This window comes from Lacrimispora xylanisolvens, assembly GCF_002934545.1.
In the GTDB taxonomy this organism is placed as follows: Bacteria; Bacillota; Clostridia; order Lachnospirales; family Lachnospiraceae; genus Lacrimispora; species Lacrimispora xylanisolvens.
Genome location: NZ_PTJA01000016.1, coordinates 82,307 through 104,847, shown reverse-complemented (window position 1 = coordinate 104,847; position 22,541 = coordinate 82,307). Strand labels below are relative to the sequence as shown.

Annotated in this window: 21 protein-coding genes and 5 tRNA genes; 18 read left to right on the top strand and 8 right to left on the bottom strand. The window is 41.7% G+C overall.

The window, feature by feature from the left end:
- Positions 1 to 2: 2 nt before the first annotated feature.
- Positions 3 to 437 (top strand): PPC domain-containing DNA-binding protein, encoded by a 435-nt coding sequence (locus BXY41_RS23715; RefSeq protein ID WP_104439359.1) that lies wholly within the window; start codon positions 3 to 5, stop codon positions 435 to 437.
- Between the two features lie 3 nt (positions 438 to 440).
- On the opposite strand, the gene BXY41_RS23710 is transcribed toward BXY41_RS23715, so the two are convergent.
- Complete coding sequence (locus BXY41_RS23710; protein WP_104439358.1) at positions 441 to 1,346, bottom strand: LysR family transcriptional regulator; 906 nt, start codon at positions 1,344 to 1,346, stop codon at positions 441 to 443.
- 195 nt (positions 1,347 to 1,541) lie between these two features.
- Here BXY41_RS23710 and garD point away from each other — a divergent pair, with 195 nt between their 5' ends.
- From garD to BXY41_RS23665, 9 genes are all read left to right on the top strand, one after another.
- Positions 1,542 to 3,059 carry a galactarate dehydratase gene (garD, locus tag BXY41_RS23705; protein WP_104439357.1) on the top strand — a complete coding sequence of 506 codons (1,518 nt, stop codon included), beginning with the start codon at positions 1,542 to 1,544 and terminating at the stop codon, positions 3,057 to 3,059.
- Between the two features lie 80 nt (positions 3,060 to 3,139).
- A complete protein-coding gene (locus BXY41_RS23700) occupies positions 3,140 to 3,709 on the top strand; it encodes a TetR/AcrR family transcriptional regulator C-terminal domain-containing protein (RefSeq protein WP_104439356.1) in 570 nt (189 codons plus the stop codon).
- A 163-nt stretch (positions 3,710 to 3,872) separates the two neighbouring features.
- A complete protein-coding gene (gene fucO / locus BXY41_RS23695) occupies positions 3,873 to 5,021 on the top strand; it encodes a lactaldehyde reductase (RefSeq protein WP_104439355.1) in 1,149 nt (382 codons plus the stop codon).
- 180 nt (positions 5,022 to 5,201) lie between these two features.
- On the top strand, positions 5,202 to 6,578 hold the full coding sequence (locus BXY41_RS23690; RefSeq protein WP_104439354.1) for an MATE family efflux transporter: 1,377 nt from the start codon (positions 5,202 to 5,204) through the stop codon (positions 6,576 to 6,578).
- A gap of 1 nt (position 6,579) precedes the next feature.
- Positions 6,580 to 7,491 (top strand): acetamidase/formamidase family protein, encoded by a 912-nt coding sequence (locus tag BXY41_RS23685; RefSeq protein ID WP_104439353.1) that lies wholly within the window; start codon positions 6,580 to 6,582, stop codon positions 7,489 to 7,491.
- Positions 7,492 to 7,592: 101 nt separating this feature from the next.
- Positions 7,593 to 8,663, top strand: a complete 1,071-nt coding sequence (locus BXY41_RS23680; RefSeq protein WP_104439352.1) for a branched-chain amino acid aminotransferase — start codon at positions 7,593 to 7,595, stop codon at positions 8,661 to 8,663.
- Positions 8,664 to 8,735: 72 nt separating this feature from the next.
- Positions 8,736 to 9,647: an AEC family transporter gene (locus BXY41_RS23675; protein ID WP_104439351.1), complete on the top strand. Its 912-nt coding sequence runs from the start codon at positions 8,736 to 8,738 to the stop codon at positions 9,645 to 9,647.
- Positions 9,648 to 10,009: 362 nt separating this feature from the next.
- The gene (gene thrS / locus BXY41_RS23670) at positions 10,010 to 11,971 is read left to right on the top strand and encodes a threonine--tRNA ligase (RefSeq protein ID WP_104439350.1); all 1,962 of its coding nucleotides are present in this window, start codon (positions 10,010 to 10,012) and stop codon (positions 11,969 to 11,971) included.
- A gap of 111 nt (positions 11,972 to 12,082) precedes the next feature.
- Positions 12,083 to 12,397 carry a DUF1540 domain-containing protein gene (locus tag BXY41_RS23665; RefSeq protein ID WP_104439349.1) on the top strand — a complete coding sequence of 105 codons (315 nt, stop codon included), beginning with the start codon at positions 12,083 to 12,085 and terminating at the stop codon, positions 12,395 to 12,397.
- Between the two features lie 64 nt (positions 12,398 to 12,461).
- On the opposite strand, the gene BXY41_RS23660 is transcribed toward BXY41_RS23665, so the two are convergent.
- Positions 12,462 to 12,875 (bottom strand): EamA family transporter, encoded by a 414-nt coding sequence (locus BXY41_RS23660; protein WP_104439348.1) that lies wholly within the window; start codon positions 12,873 to 12,875, stop codon positions 12,462 to 12,464.
- 407 nt (positions 12,876 to 13,282) lie between these two features.
- Here BXY41_RS23660 and infC point away from each other — a divergent pair, with 407 nt between their 5' ends.
- The 4 genes from infC (at position 13,283) to BXY41_RS23640 (ending at position 15,604) form a co-directional block, all read left to right on the top strand.
- Positions 13,283 to 13,777 carry a translation initiation factor IF-3 gene (gene infC, locus BXY41_RS23655; protein ID WP_104439347.1) on the top strand — a complete coding sequence of 165 codons (495 nt, stop codon included), beginning with the start codon at positions 13,283 to 13,285 and terminating at the stop codon, positions 13,775 to 13,777.
- 27 nt (positions 13,778 to 13,804) lie between these two features.
- The gene (gene rpmI / locus BXY41_RS23650) at positions 13,805 to 14,002 is read left to right on the top strand and encodes a 50S ribosomal protein L35 (RefSeq protein ID WP_013272956.1); all 198 of its coding nucleotides are present in this window, start codon (positions 13,805 to 13,807) and stop codon (positions 14,000 to 14,002) included.
- 29 nt (positions 14,003 to 14,031) lie between these two features.
- Entirely contained in the window at positions 14,032 to 14,388 is a 357-nt protein-coding gene (gene rplT / locus BXY41_RS23645; protein ID WP_104439346.1) for a 50S ribosomal protein L20, read from the top strand.
- Positions 14,389 to 14,563: 175 nt separating this feature from the next.
- Positions 14,564 to 15,604, top strand: a complete 1,041-nt coding sequence (locus tag BXY41_RS23640) for a M42 family metallopeptidase (protein ID WP_104439345.1) — start codon at positions 14,564 to 14,566, stop codon at positions 15,602 to 15,604.
- Between the two features lie 61 nt (positions 15,605 to 15,665).
- On the opposite strand, the gene BXY41_RS23635 is transcribed toward BXY41_RS23640, so the two are convergent.
- The 3 genes from BXY41_RS23635 to BXY41_RS23625 form a co-directional block, all read right to left on the bottom strand.
- A complete protein-coding gene (locus tag BXY41_RS23635) occupies positions 15,666 to 15,929 on the bottom strand; it encodes a hypothetical protein (protein ID WP_242980347.1) in 264 nt (87 codons plus the stop codon).
- Positions 15,930 to 16,231: 302 nt separating this feature from the next.
- Positions 16,232 to 16,304: transfer RNA gene (locus BXY41_RS23630), tRNA-Asn, on the bottom strand.
- Between the two features lie 66 nt (positions 16,305 to 16,370).
- A tRNA-Leu gene (locus tag BXY41_RS23625) sits at positions 16,371 to 16,454 on the bottom strand.
- Between the two features lie 158 nt (positions 16,455 to 16,612).
- Between BXY41_RS23625 and BXY41_RS23620 the strand changes: the two genes are divergently transcribed.
- From BXY41_RS23620 to BXY41_RS23605, 4 genes are all read left to right on the top strand, one after another.
- Positions 16,613 to 16,696, top strand: a tRNA-Leu gene (locus BXY41_RS23620).
- A 48-nt stretch (positions 16,697 to 16,744) separates the two neighbouring features.
- Positions 16,745 to 16,828 (top strand) — tRNA-Leu (locus BXY41_RS23615).
- Positions 16,829 to 17,001: 173 nt separating this feature from the next.
- A tRNA-Leu gene (locus tag BXY41_RS23610) sits at positions 17,002 to 17,085 on the top strand.
- Positions 17,086 to 17,175: 90 nt separating this feature from the next.
- The gene (locus BXY41_RS23605; protein ID WP_104439343.1) at positions 17,176 to 17,616 is read left to right on the top strand and encodes a VOC family protein; all 441 of its coding nucleotides are present in this window, start codon (positions 17,176 to 17,178) and stop codon (positions 17,614 to 17,616) included.
- Positions 17,617 to 17,650: 34 nt separating this feature from the next.
- Here the strand turns inward: BXY41_RS23605 and BXY41_RS23600 are convergent, their stop codons facing one another.
- The 3 genes from BXY41_RS23600 to BXY41_RS23585 all read right to left on the bottom strand — a co-directional run bounded on the left by BXY41_RS23600 (position 17,651) and on the right by BXY41_RS23585 (position 22,495).
- Positions 17,651 to 19,297 (bottom strand): sensor domain-containing diguanylate cyclase, encoded by a 1,647-nt coding sequence (locus tag BXY41_RS23600; RefSeq protein ID WP_104439342.1) that lies wholly within the window; start codon positions 19,295 to 19,297, stop codon positions 17,651 to 17,653.
- Between the two features lie 260 nt (positions 19,298 to 19,557).
- Positions 19,558 to 20,775, bottom strand: a complete 1,218-nt coding sequence (locus BXY41_RS23595; RefSeq protein ID WP_104439341.1) for a 6-phosphofructokinase — start codon at positions 20,773 to 20,775, stop codon at positions 19,558 to 19,560.
- 457 nt (positions 20,776 to 21,232) lie between these two features.
- Positions 21,233 to 22,495: a site-specific integrase gene (locus BXY41_RS23585; RefSeq protein WP_104439339.1), complete on the bottom strand. Its 1,263-nt coding sequence runs from the start codon at positions 22,493 to 22,495 to the stop codon at positions 21,233 to 21,235.
- Between the last annotated feature and the right edge of the window lie 46 nt (positions 22,496 to 22,541).

Genomic DNA, 22,541 nt, shown 5'->3' with positions numbered 1-22,541 from the left:
ATATGGAATACAGAAAATTTGAACATACATTTGTCATTCGGCTGGATCCGGGAGAAGAGATTTTGACCAGTCTGACCCAGCTTTGCAAGAAAGAAGGGATCAGGCTGGCATCGGTTACCGGTCTGGGCGCAGCCGGCACCATTCAGCTTGGAGTTTATGACACGGAAAACAAACAGTATTACAGCCATGAGTACAAGGGGCTTTATGAGATTGCATCTCTTATGGGCAGCATTACTGAAAAAGACGGAGAGCCTTATCTTCATCTTCATATGGTCATTGGAAATCCACACAATGGGGAATGCCACAGCGGTCATCTGGGACGTGCAGTCATCAGCGCTACTGGAGAGATCATCGTTACGGAAATTCCTGGCAGTGTTGGCAGAAGAGCGGATGAGACAGTGGGACTAAATTTATTTGAATTTATGAATGAGGATTAATAATTAATAACCCCAATATTCTCCTGCCAATCGGATGAAATACTTGGCAGCCCTGGTCAAGTAGCTGTTTTTCCGGTAAACAGCCACTACATCCCATACGGGGTGGGAGGGGAGTGAAAAGCATGCAATTCCTTCCGGTTTCGTCCGGAAATAGGACATGGGGATCAGCCCGCAGCATAGGCCGGCCTGAATCATGGTGATAATTGCACTGGTGCTGGAAGTCTCAAACAATACGTTGGGGATAAAACCTGCTTCCTGAAAGATCCGGTCTATGAGATAACGGATGGTGGATTCCTGGTACATGAGAACGAAAGGGTCTTCTGACAGAAGTCTGATATCCAGTTCCGGGTAAATCTCCTGGCTGTTTTCTTCCAGGCTGCTTAAGGGGTGTTTTTTGGGAAGAGCAAGAAGAATTTCTTCTTTTCCCAATTCTATATATTCATCGCCGGTTCGCTGGCTGGGACATAATGTCTGAAATCCAATATCCAGTTCTCCTTTTACAATCATCTCCTGCTGGTCTTTCACACTGCGTTCCACAGGAATGATATGGATGCCGGGGAACTGTTGGTGAAATTTGGGATACACTGCGGAAAACATGGCGATTCCTCTCCCTGGTGTAAGCCCTACTGAGAGAGTGCCCTCTTTATCTGACACCATATCGCCGATGATGCGGTAGGTCTCCTGTTTAATCAGAAGCATTTTCCTGGCATTTTCAAGATAGATTTCTCCAGCCTGAGTCGGCCGCCAATTGGTCCGTGAGCGGTGAAAAAGCTGAGTGCCCAGCTCTTTTTCCAGGCGAAGAAGCTGCTGGTTTAATGCCGGTTGGGTAAGAAAAAGCTTTTCTGCCGCTTTTGTAATGTTGTTTTCTTCTGCAATCTTTAATATATATTCAATCTGTTTGGTATCCAAGCATATACCCCCTATATCAATGTTGTATTGTCAGTATAGACTATTTCCCCAAAAAGCACAATGATTACTCAAAGAAAAATTTAGAGAATTCTTAAAACTATTAATTTTACAAAAGCTTCCTGTGTAATTAAAATAAAAAAAGACAGAAATAACCTGTTTTTTGTGTAACATTACAATGGAAAGGATCAGTAAGGAATGAGTAAACCGCTATTTGTTAAAATGAAAGAAGAAGATAATGTGGCGATTGCAGTTGATGATATTAAAACAGGCCAGGAGATTATGCCTGGTGTGGTTGCCAGACATGAGATTCCACAGGCCCATAAGATTGCGCTTTTGGACATTGAAAAGGGCGGACCTGTCATCCGTTATGGCGTTGTGCTAGGCTATGCATCAGAGGCGATTAAAAAGGGAGACTGGATTAATGAATATATGCTGGAACTTCCTGAACCGCCTGATGTGGATCATATGGTATTTTCCACTAATGTGGTAACAGATCTGCCCCAGCCGCCAGTTACCACATGGGAAGGGTATGAAAACCCATGGGGAGGACCGGGAGGAACCCGTAACATTCTGGGAATCAGTACAACGGTGCAGTGTGTGACCGGTGTTTTAAACGTTGCAGTGGAGCGCATGAAACGGGAACTCCTTCACAAATATCCCAATGTAGATGACATTGTACCCATCAATCATGCCTATGGCTGCGGAGTTGCCATCAATGCACCGGAGGCAAAGGTTCCGATCCGCGCCCTTCGGAATTTATCCAAACATCCGAATTTTGGGGGACAGCTGATGGTAGTGGCATTAGGCTGTGAAAAGTTTACAGTAGAGATGCTTTGCGATTCTGCTGATATTAACAAGGACAATGTGATCATTCTTCAGGAAAAAGAGGGCTTTGAAGATATGATTACATCCCTGATGGAAATGGCAGAAAAAAAGCTTCAGATATTAAATGAAAGAAAACGGGTGACACTTCCTCTTTCTGACCTGCTCATAGGAATGCAGTGTGGCGGTAGCGATGCATTCTCCGGTGTTACCGCCAATCCGGCAGCAGGCTATGCCTCTGACATGCTGGTGAAAGGCGGAGCAACTGTTTTGTTTTCCGAGGTGACTGAGGTAAGAGACGGAGTCTATCTGTTAGCGGAGCGGTGCATCAATGAAGCGGTTGGAAAGAAGCTTGCCAGTGAGATGAAATGGTATGATCATTATCTCCAGGAGGGTGAGGTAGACCGCAGTGCAAATCCGACTCCAGGAAATAAAAAGGGAGGACTTGCCAATATCGTGGAAAAAGCCATGGGATCGATTGCGAAATCAGGAACTTCTCCCATTGTGGAAGTGCTGTCGCCTGCTGAGAAGCCCAGCAAAAAGGGTTTAATCTATGCCGCAACGCCGGCAAGTGATATTGTCTGCGGTCCCTGTCAGCTGGCAAGCGGAATCGGGCTCCAGGTATTCATGACGGGGAGAGGGACTCCTTACGGCCTGGCGGTTGCTCCTGTTATCAAGGTCTGCTCCAGAAACGATATGAAGGCACAGTGGCAGGATTTAATTGATATCAATGCAGGAACCATTGCATCTGGAGATTCCACCATTGAAGAAATTGGAACCCAGCTGTTTCATGAGATTATTGATGTGGCCAGCGGCCGTAAGCAGACCTGGGCTGAAAAATATCGTCTCCACAATGATTTGTGTATTTTTAATCCGGCTCCGATTACCTGATAAGATTTTCATCAGCAATATTCACAAAAAGCTCCTGCTGTGATAAAATAGAAATCAAATATACATGACAGGAGCGGAACATGGCTGATTATCCCAACAAGAGCGAGAAGACAAAATACCGGCTTGCTGATTCCATCAAAGACTGCATGAAAACCAGACCGGTGGATAAAATCACGGTTCAGAATATTGTAGACGGCTGTCAGATGACGAGGCAGACATTTTATCGGAATTTTAAAGATAAGTATGATTTGATTAACTGGTATTTTGACAAACTGGTGCTGGAATCCTTTGCCCAGATCGGCGTGGACAAGACTGTCTGCCAGAGCCTGAATGAAAAGTTCCAGTTTATTCAGAAGGAATCGGTGTTCTTTACCGGTGCATTCCGTTCCGATGATTATAATTCATTAAAGGAACATGATTTTGAACTGATCATGGGTTTTTATACCGATTTACTGATTCATAGAAGGCAGGAGCCTTTATCGGATGAGATTTTATTTCTATTGGAGATGTATTGCCGCGGATCTGTGTATATGACTGTTAAGTGGGTTCTTTCCGGAATGCCTCAGGAACCGGCGGAGATGGCCAAAAGTCTTGTAGAGGCCATGCCTCCCAAACTGTTTGCAGTTTTTGAAGAAGCCAGACTGGTTTAAAATATGGTACTTATGCACATAATTGAAGTTACAGTTTGAAGCTGATGTAACATTTGTTACAAAAGCATCAAACTGTAACTTTATTTTTTCAGGTCTGGTTGTTAAAATTATAACAGCATGAAACGGCTTCCTTCTATGGGAGAAAAGAAAAGGAGAGATTACCATGGCAAACAGAATTATTTTAAATGAAACATCTTATCACGGCGCAGGTGCGATTCACGAGATCCCTGGTGAAGTGGCAAAAAGAGGGTTTAAAAAAGCATTTGTCGCATCAGATCCTGATTTAATTAAATTCCAGGTAACATCAAAGGTGACAAAAATACTGGAAGAAAACGGTCTGGAGTATGAAATTTATTCTGATATCAAGCCAAATCCCACAATTGAGAATGTTCAGACCGGAGTAGAAGCATACAAAAAATCCGGCGCTGATTATATCATTGCAATTGGCGGCGGCTCCTCCATGGATACCTCCAAGGCAATCGGTATTATCATTGCTAATCCGGAATATGAAGATGTAAGAAGTTTAGAAGGTGTTGCACCCACAAAGAATCCTTCTGTACCGATTATTGCAGTGCCCACCACAGCTGGTACGGCAGCAGAAGTAACCATTAACTATGTAATTACTGATGTGGAGAAGAAACGTAAATTTGTATGTGTGGATCCCCATGACATTCCTGTTGTTGCAATTGTAGATCCGGACATGATGGCCAGCATGCCAAAAGGCCTGACTGCAGCTACCGGTATGGATGCACTCACCCATGCAATAGAAGGTTATATCACAAAAGGAGCCAATCCAATAACGGACATGTTTAATCTGAAAGCGGTGGAACTGATTGGAAAAAGCTTAAGAGCCGCTGTTGATAATACTCCGGAAGGCAGAGAAGGTATGGCTCTGGGACAATATATTACAGGTATGGGATTTTCAAACTGCGGCCTTGGTATCGTACATTCTATGGCTCATGCACTGGGTGCTGTTTATGATACTCCTCATGGAGTGGCCAATGCAATTCTCCTTCCTGCAATTATGGAGTTTAATGCAGAAGCGACGGGAGAGAAGTATCGTGATATAGCAAAAGCCATGGGAGTGGAAGAAACGGAATCCATGAGTCAGGAAGAATACAGAAAAGCAGCTGTTGCAGCTGTTAAAAAGCTTTCTGAGGATGTAGGAATCCCTGCAGATCTGACCAGCATTGCAAAAAAAGAAGATATTCAGTTCCTGGCTGAATCTGCAGCAGCAGATGCCTGTGCTCCCGGTAATCCAAAAGAAGCCAGTCTGGAAGATATTATCCGGTTATACCAATCCCTTATGTAAAATTATTAAAATCTATAGTGCCGGTTCCTGATAATGGGACCGGCTTTTGTTTGCGAGCTAAGGGCAGGAATGGGAGAACCTTCCAGGAGATATAAAAACAGGATGCAAAATCAGAGTAATCATGCTATGATTAAAAAAGTGCTATAAAAAAGCATAATCTATCACAAAGGGGGTGAGCAGATGGCAGATACGAAAAATGACTTTTCAAAAGGCAGTATTGTAGAAAACATAATGAAACTGGCAGTACCCATGACATTTGCCCAGCTCATTAATGTTCTTTATAATATTGTAGACAGAATTTACATAGGAAGAATTGCAGAAGATGCAACACTGGCATTGACGGGACTTGGGCTCTGTCTTCCCATAATTTCCATGGTGATCGCCTTTGCCAATTTATTTGGTATGGGAGGGGCACCTTTGTGCTCCATTGAAAGAGGCAGGGGTAATAACGAAGAAGCGGAAAAAATCATGGGAAATTCCTTTCTTTTACTTGTGATTTCCGGTATTATACTAACTGCTTTGGGACTGATTTTTAAAAAGCCCATGCTGTATCTGTTTGGTGCCAGTGATCAAACATATCCTTTTGCCGATCAGTACATCAGTATATACCTTCTCGGCAATATTTTTGTTATGATCGGACTTGGGATGAACAGCTTTATCAATTCCCAGGGGTTTGGAACCATAGGGATGATAACAGTTCTGGTTGGGGCAGCAGCTAATATTGTGCTGGATCCCATCTTTATTTTTGCGCTGGATATGGGGGTTAGGGGAGCTGCCCTTGCGACAATTATATCCCAGTTTCTCTCAGCACTCTGGATCGTGCTCTTCTTAAGAGGGAAAAAGACCATACTGCGGCTGAAGTTTTCCGCTTTCCGCTTAAAAAAGCACCGGGTTCAGGCGATTACGGCTCTTGGTATGTCCGGTTTTACCATGTCCATAACCAACAGCCTGGTTCAGATCATGTACAATTCTTCTCTTCAACGTTATGGAGGGGATTTGTATGTAGGAATTATGACAGTCATTAATTCTGTCAGGGAAGTAATATCCATGCCGGTCAATGGGGTAACCAATGGCTGTCAGCCGGTAATAGGTTTTAATTACGGCGCCGGTGAATACAAACGGGTGAAACAGGCTATTAAATTCACATCGGCTGTAGCTATCATATATACAACTGTGATGTGGGGGCTTGTCCATATCTTCCCGGAATTTTTTATCCGGATTTTCAATCAGGATGGGGAACTTTTGAAAGCAGGAATTCCATCTATGCGGATCTATTATTTTGGTTTCTTCCTCATGTCACTGCAGTTTGCCGGGCAGTCTGTTTTTGTGGCACTTGGAAAGGCCAGACGAGCCGTGTTTTTTTCCATTTTCAGAAAAGTTGTAATTGTAATTCCTCTCATTCTTATTCTTCCTGTAATTATGGGAAATGGAGCAAGTGGAGTTCTTATGGCAGAGCCTGTTTCCAATTTAATCGGGGGAGGCGCCTGTTTTATCACCATGCTGGTTACGGTATGGCCGGAACTCAGCCAAAAGACAATCTCCGGAAAGGAACGGTAAGATGAAAACTATAACCAGAAATTATATTACCCATATGCTGTCTAAAGACAATCCTCCCTGCCAGCGAATCAGGGCAGGAGAGACGGTTGCATTTGAGACATATGACTGCTTTACCAATCAGTTCCTTCCAGAAGAAGCAACCTTTGAAAATGTTGTCCGTAAGCCCGGGAATCCGGCAACAGGGCCACTTTTTATTGAAGGTGCCATGCCTGGAGACATGTTAAAGATTGATATTCTGGATCTGGTACCGGGACCTGTGGGAGTTGTCATGCTGGGACCGGGAAGCGGCAGTGAAAAGGAATTTTTTTCACAGAAAACATTAAAGCGCATTCCTGTTATTGACGGATTTGCCCATTACAGTGAGCAGCTGAAACTGCCCATAACACCAATGATCGGAGTGATTGGTGTGGCTCCGGCAGGAGACGGTGTCTCCACCATCACTCCCATGGATCATGGCGGAAATATGGACTGTACACAGATCAGAAAGGGAGTTACGCTTTACCTTCCGGTTTTTGCAGAGGGAGCTCTTTTGTCCCTGGGCGATTTTCATGCCATGATGGGTGACGGTGAGGTGGAAGACTGCGGTCTGGAGATAGAAGGAAAGGCGGTTCTGCGGGTTGATGTTGTGAAAAACAGAAATTGTGTACCATATCCTATGATTGAGACCAGTGAAAAGCTGATTACCATTGCTTCGGCAGAAGATGTGGAGGCCGCATGGAAAAAAGCGGTCAGACAGATGTATGACTTCCTGAAAGAAAAGATCGGCCTTGATGATAACGACGCCGGAATGCTTCTGACTCTGGCAGGAGACCTGGTGATCTGCCAGACTGTGAACCCTATGAAGACAGTAAGAATGGAATTTCCTCGTTATATAACCAGAAGTTATGGATTTGATTCCATTTCGGCAGACTAAAACAGGCTGAAAATTCTTGACATCAGCGGGCTTTTGGAAGATAATGATAAACAAATTATAAAAGCTGACGATATGCCGGTATGGGAAAGGAAGAGTATAACATGCAGACTATAAGAATTGAGAGAACCGCTTGCCCGAAAGAAAAACCAGGCAAAGAAAATCCTTTGACATTTGGTACCATATTTACGGATCATATGTTTGAGGTGGATTATGAGGAAGGAAAAGGCTGGTACGATCCAAGAGTTGTGCCTTACCACAAGCTGGAACTGGAGCCATCTTCCATGGTATTCCATTACGGTCAGGAGATGTTTGAAGGGTTAAAGGCGTATAAAACGGAAGAGGGAAAGATCCTGTTATTCCGTCCTGACAAGAATATTGAGAGAGCAAACAGAAGCAATGACAGACTTTGCATTCCTGAGATTCCGGAAGAACTCTTTTTAGAGGCGTTAAAGACAGTTGTAAGCGTAGATCAGGACTGGATTCCCACAAAGCCTGGAACATCTCTTTATATCAGACCCTTTGTGATTGCCACGGATCCCTTTCTTGGAGTGAGACCTTCTCATACTTATAAGTTCATGATTATTCTGTCTCCGGTGGGTGCTTATTACGCCAGCGGACTTGATCCGGTTAAGATCTGGATCGAAGATGAGTATGTAAGAGCAGTAAAAGGCGGAATCGGTGAAGCAAAGACCGGCGGAAACTATGTTGCTTCCCTGGCTTCCCAGGTAAAAGCCCATGAGGAAGGATATTCCCAGGTGCTTTGGCTTGACGGGGTACATCGCAAATATATTGAAGAAGTTGGTGCTATGAATATTTTCTTCAAGATTAACGGTGTTGTGATTACTCCGGAACTTAACGGCAGCATTCTTCCCGGAGTTACAAGAGATTCTGTTTTATCCCTGTGCAGAGAATGGGGAATTAAGGTTGAAGAACGGAAGATCTCTGTAGATGAAGTGGTGGCTGCGGCCAGATCCGGAGAGATGGAAGAGTGCTTTGGAACCGGCACGGCAGCAGTCGTTTCACCGGTTGGAGAACTTCGCTTTGAGGAAGAGAGAATGGCAATCGGGGGTGGAAAGATCGGCGAACTCACCCAGAGATGCTACGATACCATTACCGGTATCCAGCTTGGCAGGTTAACGGGACCAGAAGGCTGGAGCGTAGAGGTAAAATAATATAAAAATCAATGTCCGGCGGGGCTTTTAAGCACCGCCGGCAGTTTTGCGTAGAGACTAAAAGGAGTATTTATGACGGCAGTACTAATGAGGGCAGTTGCCTTTGTGGCGATTATTATAATGGGCTATTTACTGAAACGGGCAGGCTTTTTTCAGGCGAAAGATTTTCAGCTTATTTCCAGAATTGTGATTAAAATAACCCTTCCGGCTGCTATCGTTTCTAATTTCAGTAAAATCACCATGGAGCGTTCCCTTCTTGCCATGTGTGTCATCGGAATTCTATGTAATTTTGTAACAATAGGCATCGGTTATATAACCAATATTTCCCGATCCGGGGAAAGTAAAGCATTTGCCATGCTCAATATGTCTGGCTATAATGTGGGGAATTTCACCATGCCTTTTGTGCAAAGCTTTTTAAGCCCTGTAGGCTTTGCGGCGACAAGTCTTTTTGATGCGGGAAATTCTGTGATGTGTACGGGGATGACCTATTCCATTGCCAGCATGGTCGCAGGAGGGGAAGAGAAACCAACTGTTAGCAAGATGGTTAAAAAGCTTTTTTCTTCTATCCCTTTTGATGCTTATGTGATCATGACTGTATTAAGCATCCTTAAGATCCGGCTTCCGGGTATATTAATCAGTTTTGCTGATACGGCAGGAGCCGCCAATGCATTTCTGGCTCTTCTGATGCTTGGAATTGGTTTTGAGATCCGCATGGATAAAGAGAAAATAAAGAAAATCATTCAGATACTTCTCATGAGATATACCATAGCGATTGTAATGGCGGTTGGTTTTTACTTTCTGTCTCCCTTTAGTCTGGAGGTTCGTCAGACTCTTGCTATCGTTACCCTTGGACCGGTCGCTTCAGTAGCGCCTGCATTCACAGCCGAACTAAAAGGCGATATTGAAATGGCAAGCGCTATTAATTCCCTGTCCATAGTAACCAGCATTGTGGCGATTACGGCGGCGCTTCTTCTCCTTTTGTAAGAAAATATTTTATGACGCTTGACAAAACGTTTTTGAGTGCTATAATTTAGGCATAGAAATGCAAATAAGATAAAGCGGTGACAAGACCAGTATCCTGACAGGAGAGCTCAGAGAGAGGCACATACGGTGAAAGTGCCTTGCCGGAATATCAGGAGAAGACCAGCTTGGAGCGTCCCTTAATCGGGAACGGTGATTCCGTTATCATCAGTATAAGTGGTTTGAATGAGTGAATCATTCTTTCAAGTAGGGTGGAACCGCGATTTATTATGTTAGAATCGTCCCTTTCTGTATGGAAACATATGGAAAGGGGCTTTTTTTATTTGATCCATAATTTCAAAATATTGGTAAAGGAGATTAGAACAATGAAGATTACGTTAAAAGATGGTTCAGTCAAAGAGTATGATCATGCAATGTCAGTCATTGATATCGCTTCCGATATCAGCGAAGGACTGGCAAGAAATGCCTGTGCAGGCGAGATAGATGGAGAGGTTGTGGATTTAAGGACTACCGTGGATAAGGATTGCAGTTTAAGCATTTTAACAGTCAGTGATCCTGCAGGTCTTGCAGCTTACCGTCATACAACCAGTCATATCCTGGCTCAGGCTGTGAAGAGACTTTATCCTCAGGCCAAACTTGCCATCGGACCTTCCATCGAGAACGGATTTTACTATGATTTTGAAAACCCTTCTTTCTCCAGAGAAGATTTAGATAAAATCGAGGCAGAGATGAAAAAGATCATCAAAGAAGGGGAAGCCATTGAGCGTTTTACCCTTCCAAGAGAAGAAGCAGTTAAATTTATGGAAGAAAAGGGTGAACCTTACAAGGTGGAGCTGATTTTAGATCTTCCGGAAGGAGAGGAGATCTCATTTTATAAGCAGGGAGATTTTACCGATCTTTGCGCAGGCCCTCATCTGATGAGTACAAAGTCTATTAAAGCATTTAAACTGACTTCATCCTCTGGTGCTTACTGGAGAGGAAGCGAGAAAAACGCAATGCTTGCCCGTATTTACGGAACAGCTTTCTCAAAGAAAGATGAATTAAACGAATATCTGGAATATTTAGCAAATATTAAAAACCGTGATCACAACAAACTTGGCCGTGACATGGAATTATTTGCTACTGTAGATGTAATCGGCCAGGGCCTTCCTCTATTAATGCCAAAGGGTGCAAAAATCGTCCAGACAATGCAAAGATGGATCGAAGATGAAGAGGAAAGACGTGGTTACATGAGAACCAAGACACCTCTTATGGCAAAGCGTGATTTATATATTATCTCTGATCACTGGGATCATTACAAAGAAGGCATGTTCGTTCTTGGCGATGAGGAAAAGGATGATGAGGTATTTGCTCTTCGTCCCATGACATGTCCGTTCCAATATTACGTATATAAACAGAGCCAGAAATCTTACCGTGATCTTCCATGCAGATATGGTGAAACCTCCACTCTGTTTAGAAATGAAGATTCCGGAGAGATGCACGGACTGACACGTGTTCGTCAGTTTACTATTTCCGAGGGCCATTTAATCGTTCGCCCTGACCAGATTGAGGATGAGTTTAAAGGCTGCGTGGATCTTGCTAAATACTGCTTAACAACTCTTGGTCTGGAAGGTGATGTAACTTACCGTATGTCCAAGTGGGATCCTGATAACGCCAGCCACTATCTTGGAACTCCTGAGATGTGGGATGAAGTACAGGATATGATGCGTAAGATTCTGGATCACATTGGAATCCAGTATACAGAAGCAGTGGGAGAAGCAGCATTCTATGGTCCAAAGCTGGATATCCAGGCGAAGAATGTATATGGCAAGGAAGATACCATGATCACCATTCAGCTGGATATGTTCCTGGCAGAACGTTTCGATATGAGCTTCGTAGATAAAGACGGAACAAAGAAACGTCCTTATATTATTCACAGAACTTCCATTGGCTGCTATGAAAGAACTCTTGCATGGCTGATTGAAAAGTACGAAGGTGCGTTCCCAACCTGGTTATGTCCGGAACAGGTTCGTGTACTTCCTATTTCAGAAAAGTATCATGAGTATGCAGCTAAGGTGGCTGATCAGCTGAAAGCAAACGGTATTCTTGCCACAGTCGATGAGCGTTCTGAAAAAATCGGCTATAAGATCCGCGAAGCACGCCTTTCCAAACTGCCGTATATGCTGGTGGTGGGACAAAAAGAAGAGGAAGACGGTGTGGTTTCTGTCCGCAGCCGCTTTAACGGAGACGAAGGACAACGCCCGATTGCAGACTTTATTGACGATATCTGCAAGGAGATCCGTACAAAAGAAATTAAGAAAATCAATATAACAGAAGAATCCAAATAATCATGTACCATTCTGTGGGAGAGGAACTATCTTTGAGAATATTTTCCTCTCCCATAGTGCATAATACCTCCTGAAAGAAAATCTCAATAAGAATTCCAGGAGGAAATAAATATGACAAAATTGGACTGTAATGTAACCAGTTGCCTGCATAATTCTGATAATTACTGCTGCAAATCTGCAATTATCGTGGAAGGTTCTCAGGCTAAGGATACCGTTGATACCTGCTGTGGCAGCTTTGATGAGAACAGAGACGGTTCTTTCCACAACTTATTCAAAACTCCAGAGAGCAGACTGGAAGTGGACTGTGAAGCAGTTAACTGTGTGTACAATGAAGGACGTCATTGTTCCGCCGAGCATATTGGCATCGCAGGTGATGGCGCCAGATCTTCAGAGCATACGGAATGCGCCACATTTAAGACGAGATAAGAGTAAAAAAGACAAAGACAGGCTGACAGAAATATGGCAGGTCTTTGTCTTTCTTCTATATTAATTATAATATCATAAAAAACGTGCCGGCTGTAATCAGTAAGATACCAATCAGCTTTTTCCATACAATCTGTTCATGTAGGATGAGAAATGCCAGAATGATAGTGAAAACAATGCTGAACTTATCCACGGGTACAACCCTTGATGCTTCTCCAAGCTGCAGTGCCCTGTAATAGCAGAGCCAGGAAATTCCGGTAGCGCATCCGGAAAGAATAAGAAAAATCCAGCCTTTTGAACTGATCTGGCGGATTCCATCCTGGGAGCCTGTTATAAAGACAATGAACCACGCAAGAAGAACCACAACAACAGTGCGTATGGCAGTGGCAAGATTGGAATTAACACCTTCCATTCCCAGTTTTGCCAGTATGGAAGTAAATGCAGCAAAGATAGAAGAGAGCAGTGCGAAGACAAACCACATAATAAAATACCTCCCCGGGCAGTTTTACAGTTTTACTTTCTGTAACTAAATTGTATCTCTGATTTCATTGATTCGCAACTGACATTTTGCAGTATTTGTAAATAAAAAGGGGACGGACAGGTATCATCTATTCTGGTACAAATTAAAATGAAAAAACATTGACATATCACAGATAGTGTAGTATTATAATAAAAGTTGTGGAAGCAACAGACAGGAAAGTAGGTATCCGCCTCACCACGGCACGAGTAAGTGTCCCTGGTTCATAGCCTTTGATACATAGGTGTACTGTGTAGAGACTTTGGTGGTGGATAGCGTTTGTCTATCTACTTTTTTTATGCCTAAAGGCAGCAATGTAATTCCGACCAATACACACAATATAATGGAGGTGCACGACAATTAGCGATTTAATGATTAATGAACAGATCAGAGATAAAGAAATTCTGTTGATTGGTGAAAACGGAGAAAAGCTTGGGGTTATGTTAACCAAAGATGCCATGCAGATGGCTAAAGAAGCAGAGCTTGATTTGGTTAAAATTGCTCCTACCGCGAAACCACCGGTTTGCAAGATCATCGATTACGGTAAATATCGTTATGAGCTGGCAAGAAAAGAAAAAGAAGCTAAAAAGAAACAGAAGGTAATCGAAATAAAAGAAGTTCGCTTATCTCCCAACATTGACACGAATGATTTAAATACAAAGATGGGCGCCGCAAGGAAGTTCCTCGAAAAAGGAGATAAAGTAAAGGTAACCTTACGTTTCAGAGGTCGTGAGATGGCGCATATGTCAAAGTCCAGATATATTTTAGAGGATTTCGCTGAAAAGTTATCCGATATCGCCACAATTGACAAACCATCGAAAGTGGAAGGAAGAAGCATGGTTATGTTTTTAACCGCAAAACGCTAAAAGAACATTATCAAGGAGGAAAATACAATGCCTAAATTAAAAACAAGCAAATCAGCTGCAAAACGTTTCAAAGTTACAGGTACAGGAAAGCTTGTAAGAAATAAAGCTTACAAATCTCACATCTTAACTAAGAAATCTACTAAGAGAAAAAGAAATCTTAGAAAAGATATTGTTACTGATGCAACCAATGCAAAAGTAATGAAAAAGATTTTACCATATTTATAGAATTCTAAGTTGAGAAGGAGGAAAGACCGATGGCAAGAATTAAAGGCGGTATGAACGCTAAGAAAAGACATAACAGAGTGTTAAAAATGGCTAAAGGCTATAGAGGCGCTCGTTCCAAACAGTATAGAGTAGCAAAGCAGTCCGTAATGAGAGCTTTAACAAGTTCTTATGCAGGCAGAAAAGAAAGAAAGAGACAGTTCAGACAGTTATGGATTGCTCGTATCAATGCAGCAGCACGTATTAACGGCGTATCCTACAGCGTATTTATGCATGGATTAAAGTTAGCTGGTGTTGATTTAAACAGAAAAGTATTAGCTGACATGGCTGTTAATGATGCAGAAGGCTTCGCAAAATTAGCTGAGCTTGCAAAATCAAAGGTAGCTTAATCGCATATTCAAACCTCGGAAACCTCGTGTTTACGGGGTTTTTTATATAATAGGAAATTCTTCTCGAATTCTTATTTATGTAAATAAATATTCTTGTGAGAGCAGGCATGCATACATTATAAGGCAGCACAAGCCGCCTTATAATAATACGATTACGAAAAGAGAGAAATTAGAAATGAATAAGTCAGCATATTTGGATTATATATTAGATCAGACGCAGAAAATTCTTTCCATAGATAGTCCTACCGGATTTACAAAAAATGTTGCAGAATATGTAATGAGAGAATATAAAAGCTTAGGGTATTCCCCAAAACAAACCGTTAAGGGTGGAATACTCTGTGAAATAGGAGAAGGCGCATATTCAAAAGATGCGTTATGTTTAGAAGCTCATGTTGATACTTTAGGTGGAATGATATCTCAGATCACAGACTCAGGACGTCTTATATTAACCCCTCTTGGGGGTCTTGAACCAAATAATACGGAAACTGAGAACTGTAAGATTTATACACGTACGGGTAAGATATATAGCGGAACCATGCAGATGAAAAACGCTTCGGTACATGTGAATAATAAATACCGATCTACAGCACGTGAATTTGATACAATGGAAGTTGTTGTTGATGAAAAGGTGAATTCTAAAGAAGATGTTCATTTACTTGATATACGTGTTGGTGATATTGTCTGCTTTGATCCTCGTACGGTATTAACGGAAAGTGGTTATCTAAAAAGCAGATTTTTAGATGACAAAGTTAGTGTTGGAATTTTACTTGGTTTTGCCAAATACGTAAAAGAAGAAAATATTAAGCTTCCTCGTAAAGTATATATATATTTCACTGTATTTGAGGAGGTGGGTCATGGTGGATCCGGCTCCATCCCCTCGGATGTTACAGATATAATCTCCGTAGATTTAGGTTGCGTCGGGGAGGGATTAACCTGCACAGAGTATCAGGTGTCAATATGTGCTAAGGACAGTGTCGGCCCATACCATTATGATATAGTAACCGGATTGATCGAAGCGGCTCAGAATGGTAATGTGGATTATGCCGTTGATATTTATCCCCATTATGCTTCTGATGTTGATTCCGCATTGACAGCTGGACATGAAGTGAGACATGGACTGATTGGGCCAGGGGTATATGCTACCCACGGATATGAAAGAAGTCATAAAGATGCTATTCTAAATACTTTTTTGCTTTTAACAGAATATTTAAAATAAATTGCTTTTGTGAGAATCATTTTAAAATCCCCCGCCAACATATTGTTTGCGGGGGGATTGTTTACCAGGAACAGGTAAACATATCAATCCGATTTAACGATATTCCTGTGTATGACCAACCGAATCGTCTGTCCCAGCGGAAGCCTGACACGCTGTCACGCCAGATCTGAATTGGAAAGAACCAGAACTCCTGTCCGTTGCTCATCCATATATAGGTAAAACGTCCGATACAGTTTTGCATGGAACCTGGGCTGACCATTTTGGTAGCTGATCCAGAACGGGCCTGTGCGGGCTTTGGCGGCGCGGACGACGGTGGAGGACCCATAGGCATTGGACCGCCTGGAGGGTTGCCGTAAGGTGGGAATGGGGGCATATTCTACACCCTTTCGTTTTATGTTATTATTATTATATGAGATTTATGGATTGCAGTTAACAAAATCTGAAAGGGGAAAAAAGGGGCGGAAGTCTACAGGAGATTGAGACTTCCGCCCGGAAATGCGGGTGCAAAAAGAAGCACCTAAGTACCACCTTGACAGGTATGTACAGTAATATATATGATTGGATATGAAAAAATATGTTTTCTGTAAAAAGACAATAAAAAAATCACACATAACGTGTGATTAGAAACTCCCCGAGTAGGACTTGAACCTACGACCCAACGGTTAACAGCCGTTTGCTCTACCGACTGAGCTATCGAGGAATATACGACCTATTATACTCTAAAAGTAAAATATGTCAAGAGAAAACTCTCTTTTATTATTGAAAATGCGGGAGATGGGACTTGAACCCACACGATCATACAACCACAAGATCCTTAGTCTTGCCTGTCTGCCAATTCCAGCACTCCCGCACAACGAAAGTAATTTTACCATCTTTACGAAGAATTGTCAATATTATTTAAAAAATATATACAAAAAAAATATTTTGAAAATAATTGAAATTCGTGTTGACAGAACCAGGCTTGTATACTATAATAGCTATTGTCGCTGAAAGAGATAACGACGAATTGCAGAAGTGGCGGAATTGGCAGACGCGCACGGTTCAGGTCCGTGTGGTAGCAATACCTTGAGGGTTCAAGTCCCTTCTTCTGCACGAATCTTATAGAGTGTCATGGCTATAAGGTTTTATATAATATGACATGCGGGAGTGCTGGAATTGGCAGACAGGCAAGACTAAGGATCTTGTGGTTGTATGATCGTGTGGGTTCAAGTCCCATCTCCCGCATTAAAGAGCAGTTTTTCACTGATGAAGAACTGCTTTTTTATTACAAGTTATTATTGTAATAGAAAGAAATTGTTCCAGGAGAGCAAATAAAAATAAAAAAGTGCTTGCTTATTTTGGAAAAGTATAGTATTATAATTGTACGAATTGATTCATCAATTTGTGCAATTGCAAAAGCAGAAGTGGCGGAATTGGCAGACGCGCACGGTTCAGGTCCGTGTGGTAGCAATACCTTGAGGGTTCAAGTCCCTTCTTCTGCATAATGAAAATGTCCTGCATGAAAACTGCAGGGCATTTTTTTATATCATTAATTATAACGAAGGCCATGTACTTTTAACAGGAGGATTATAATGAGTAAAACATTCGAATTCACCCGCATCGGGTACACGTATCTGCCCACATCCGATATCGAAGGTTCTATACAATGGTATATGAAAAACCTGGGACTGCAGCTAATTAGTAAATTTGAAGACAGAGGATCAATGATTGCAATTTTACATTATCCCCATAAAAATGCCATAGCACTTGCGCTGATTGAGACTGATGTTGTCCAGCCGCTGCAGATCATGAGAAATGGTGAGTTCTATCCAGTTATGGCCATGAACTGTGAAGATATTGAATATACCCATGACTTCTTAAAAAGCAGGGGTGTGGAAGTTACTCCTATTGAGGATCTGGGAGATTCAGAGGCTCGTTATTTTTATTTTAAAGATGATCAGGGAAACTTATTGGAGGCAGCCTGGTCCAAGTGGGATCCGGAAGATGAAATAAAAGAAAGCTTTCAATTTTAACATAAAAAAAGAGAGGTGCGCCTCTCTTTTTTATTTACTCAATATTGGCCATGGACATCCCAGGTTCATAAACTGTATACTGGTTTCTGCCATGCTTTTTCGCCTGATACAGTGCGATATCTGCTTTCTTATACAATTCTTCAAACGTGACCCCGTCCTCCGGATACGCGGCAGTTCCCAAGCTGCCTGATATATGTACTTCCGGTTCCAGAGCGCTTCCGATTAAACTGCACAGGTTTTCCAGTCGGGAATATAGATCCATGCTGTAAGAAACATCTTTCAAAAGAATGATAAATTCATCGCCGCCTAAACGTCCAAAGACGTCATCTCTTCTGAGCGCAGACTTTAGCCTTGATGCGGCCCGATGAAGCGCCTTGTCTCCAAACTGGTGACCATAATTGTCGTTTAACTGTTTAAACTGATCAATATCCAGCATAATCAGGATATGATGTCCTTTCCCACTGTTTAAGATATGACGGATTGCCCGGATCGCAGCGGATCTGTTTAGCAGCCCTGTCAGACAGTCCTGCTGGGACAGCTCATGTAATGTCAGAGCTTCCCGCTTTGAGGCATCAATATCCTTAATTAAAATAAAAGCCTTGATGGTGTCCGTATAAGGGTCAGTGACAATCTGTACCATACCAAGAGTCCAGCAGACGCTGCCATCGGCCCTTAAACGGCGATGTTCCAGCCGGAGAGAGCGGTTCCCCTGATAATACTGGAAAAGCAGGTGCTCTTTATTAAAGAAACTTAAATAAAGCTCTTTGTCTTCTTCGAAAATCTCATGCTCTGCAATATAATTCATGATATCGGCAAAAGAATTTTTTGCTTCATCCGGAACATTGCTGGTCATTTCTCCGATTATTTCTTCAAACAGATCCGATTTGGTATTGTACTCATAATAACCAATACAGTCTTTTTTCTGCTCCTGCATATACTCAGCCCAACGTTGATATGCCAGCTCCTTTTCGTATTGATCTGTAATATCCTGATAGGAAATAATTCCCCGCAGTGGCTTTTTTTCTTCCGTATAAACCAGCGAAAAATGCTTGGAAAACCAGTGATATTCCCCAGAACCGGTTTTTAGCCTGACCGCACATTCGCCTTCCGGAGTACCCCGCTCCATTTCTTCATAAAAGTCCAGAAAATCTTTAATGCTCTCCTTATGTACAACCCCATTTTCTATTAAATATTCCGGGGAAAGGGGCGTATTAAATGGGGCTGGAAAACATCTGGTAAATTCTGAGGAAGGAGAAAGGGTTCTGTTTGGTATATCGTAGATACATACAATACAGCCGGAATGGCGGCTTGCAAGGCGGTATTGCTCCTCCTGAGCTCTAAGGCTTTCCATACTCCTCTTCAGGCATGTGATATCCGATACAGAACAATAGAATAACTCTTCTTCTCGTATAAAATTAAAATCCATGGAGAACCAGCAGTGGTTATCCATTGCTTTGGATCTGAATTCCAGCCTGAACGTACTGGATTCCATTTCCATATGACTGTGAATTCGTTCTTCCATTTCGCAAAATTCAGAATCACAGATCATATCCTCAAGGCAGGAAGGTGACTGAAACCAGTTCTTAATCATTTCATTTGAATAAGAAACTGGAAAGTGTTCTTCTGTCTTAAGCTTTAGTATGCCGCATGGTATGCGGTCTAAAAAAACATCTCCGTCCATTGTTCACTTTCTCCCATAAGTGCGTTAGAAAATAGAAATATCTATTATTATAAGCATATGAGGCAAGCATACAAAAAATTACTTATTTAACAAAAATAATAAAATAAATATAAAACATGTAATTCGTATAGGAAAAAAGGGTAAGGTGTAAACAGAAAAAAGAGTAGTTGAGAAAATATATCAGGAATAGAAAAAAGGCTGTTTCAAGCCGATTCTTTGTCGTCAGCTAAAAACAGCCTTATTATCTGCCCCCCCTGATATTAAGACCGGTACAGGTAGAGGGGTCTTCCATCCTTTATGACCCTGTCTGGCTCACCCTGAATTAAAGGCAGGGCATAGGTAAGAAAATCTTCTGTAACATTGGTACCATGATCGCAGATCCAATGGGAAGGGAATAGCTTTTCTTTGTTGCATACTTCATTTACATCAACCGTAACGCATTGGATCTGATAAGGGGAATCAGAGATACGCTTGAAAGCGATCATAATACCTGTGGCTCCGTTAAGGGAAGCTTTAATTCCTTCCCTGCCGGCTGCGACCGCCTCTTCGATATCAGTAGCCGATGCAAGCATGCCGCTGCAGCGCTGATTTACGTTAAGCTCAATGGAGCGAACCTTTACCCCAAAGCGATTGCGGACAAAATTCTCTAACATTTTACCGCTTCCGGTCAGCATCTTGTGGCCAAATGTATCGGTTCGGACTTCGTCTGCGTACTCACAAATAAATTTTCCATTTGCATCAGAAATTCCTTCAGAGATGCAGACAATCACGGAACTTTTTTTAGACAAAGCCTTTTCTACATCTGCTGCAAATTGTTCAAATTCAAAGGCAGCTTCCGGAAGATAAATCAGGACAGGATTATCTCCTTCAAATTTTCTTGCGAGTGAACTGGCAGCGGTGAGCCAGCCTGCATGGCGCCCCATGAGTTCAACAATCGTCACAGACTTTTGCTGATAAACACAGGAATCCAAAACAATTTCCCGTACCGTGTCAGCCACATATTTTGCAGCACTTCCAAATCCTGGAGTGTGATCGGTATGAATCAGATCATTATCAATGGTCTTAGGAATACCGATAAATTTGATGCTGCTTTTGTGATGAGAAGCGTACCGGGAAAGCTTGCTTACGGTATCCATGGAATCATTACCGCCAATATAAAAGAAATAACCGATTTCCATTGCACGGAATTTTTCAAACAGTGCAGGGTAGAATGGTGATGACAAATCATCGGGCAGTTTATAACGGCAGGAGCCAAGGTATGCCGCTGGTGTCAGTTTCAGCAGTTTCAGTTCCTCCTGTGTTAAATCATTGGTCAGATCCATATAATTCCCGGACATGAAGCCTTCTATGCCATTGATCATGCCGTAAACCCGGCCGATCTCTTCGTGAGCCATTCCTTCTATTATAACGCCGTAAAGGCTTGCATTAATCACAGCGGTTGGTCCGCCGGATTGTCCTACGATTACATTTTTCTTCATGTATAATTTCCTCCAAATCTGCATATGCCAGGTGCACGTTTCCTATTCTATAATAGAAACTACATCTTTGCAACCCAATTTAAAGGATATAAGGGAATTGGAAAGGAATGGAAATGGAAAAAAGAGGATAAAAAGGGAGGAGCCGGTGAAATGTGGGTTTCACCGGCGAGTTATGAAAAAAAGTTTTATAAAACAAGTTTGGAGTAGTTCTTGTTTCTATAACTTAGTATATAGGAGAGATGTGAAGTAAGTTTGTAGAAGATGTAAATAATTTTTGTACGGCTTGTGAAAAAACTGTGAATGAATAACGATGGTATTTTATAAGCGATTATAGCTGATATATGAATATTAGCTGATTATAAATGAATAAATATTAATCAAAAACAACCTATAATTACACTGGTAGTAACGTACTATGCAACAAACTATACAACACTATACAACAAGATATACAACACTATAAAATCTTCTCAATTTCATTTCGGAACCATTCAATATCCATGTGAGTATAAACCCTATCAGTTAAATCTTTAATGGCATGACCCATAATTTTTTTCCTTGCAAATTCATTAATTCCATATTTCTTTGCCATTGTTGAGAAGGTATGTCTGCCATCGTGTAATACATGTCCCGAGATTCCGAGTTCTTCTTCTTTTTTCAACAACGAATGTCTAAAGGAATTTTCAATATATCTATAAGAACCATGAAATTGTTTTGTACGTCCAAACAGCATAGGACGTCCTACATCATTGGCTTCATTATAGTACTTCTGTATTATAGGTAAAACTTTTGGGTGGATCGGGACTATTCTATTAATTCCATTTTCAGTTTTAATTCCACCAGTATATGTTCTGTTTTTCAGATCGATATTATTTACAGAGAGAGTTATAACTTCACCCGGACGCCAACCAGAGTAGCATTGAACTATTGTCATGTCAATAAAAATATCTCCAATATTATCCCATAGAATTGCTAACTCCTCATTGGTGTATGGCCGTCCTACTCTTGACGTTTGCTTAGATTCCTTACTGGTGTTTATTGTAAAGGTACGTGCGTAGTTATCGGATACTATCCGGAGAAAGACAGCGTAATCAAAAAGAAGATTAAATAATATCTTCATGTTGCTTTTTACTGTGGAAGTAGCAGCTATTCTTTTACCTGCTTCATTTCCCCTATCTCCAGTTTTGTACGCATTCTTTATAAGATCTTCAATCATAGCTGGCATGAAATTTGTAACTTTAATATCATAAACTGGCTCGCAATATTTGAAAATTGCATCATAGGCTTTACGCCTATTATCATCTAAGTTATTATCATCTATGTATTTGGGTAACCATACATCGTATAATTCTTTGATAGTCAGGTCATTTTTCAAATCATATGGATTCTCCTGATAGCTTAAAATTGCTTTATAAGCATCTATCTTTTCCGGAAAAGATCCTAGAAAATCATATGTATAATAGCTTTTCCCAGTATCTTCATTAAGTGTAAGTTTAGGATTGACCATTGCTGCAAAGGGTCGACGGCGATTACCTGGTAATGCTTTTATGGTACCATAGCCGTTGGGTAAACGCATTAATGATTGTTGATCTGATTTCTTTGGTCTGCCTCGTTTGCTTTTATTATTTTCAACTGGGAGAATTGGGTACCCACAGTGAGGGCATGTAGTTGCCTGTGTGCTTATTTGTCCTTGGCATTCTGGACATTTTACTAACGACATAAAATCATCCTTTCCTGAAAAAGAGTATAAAAATAACACTATACCG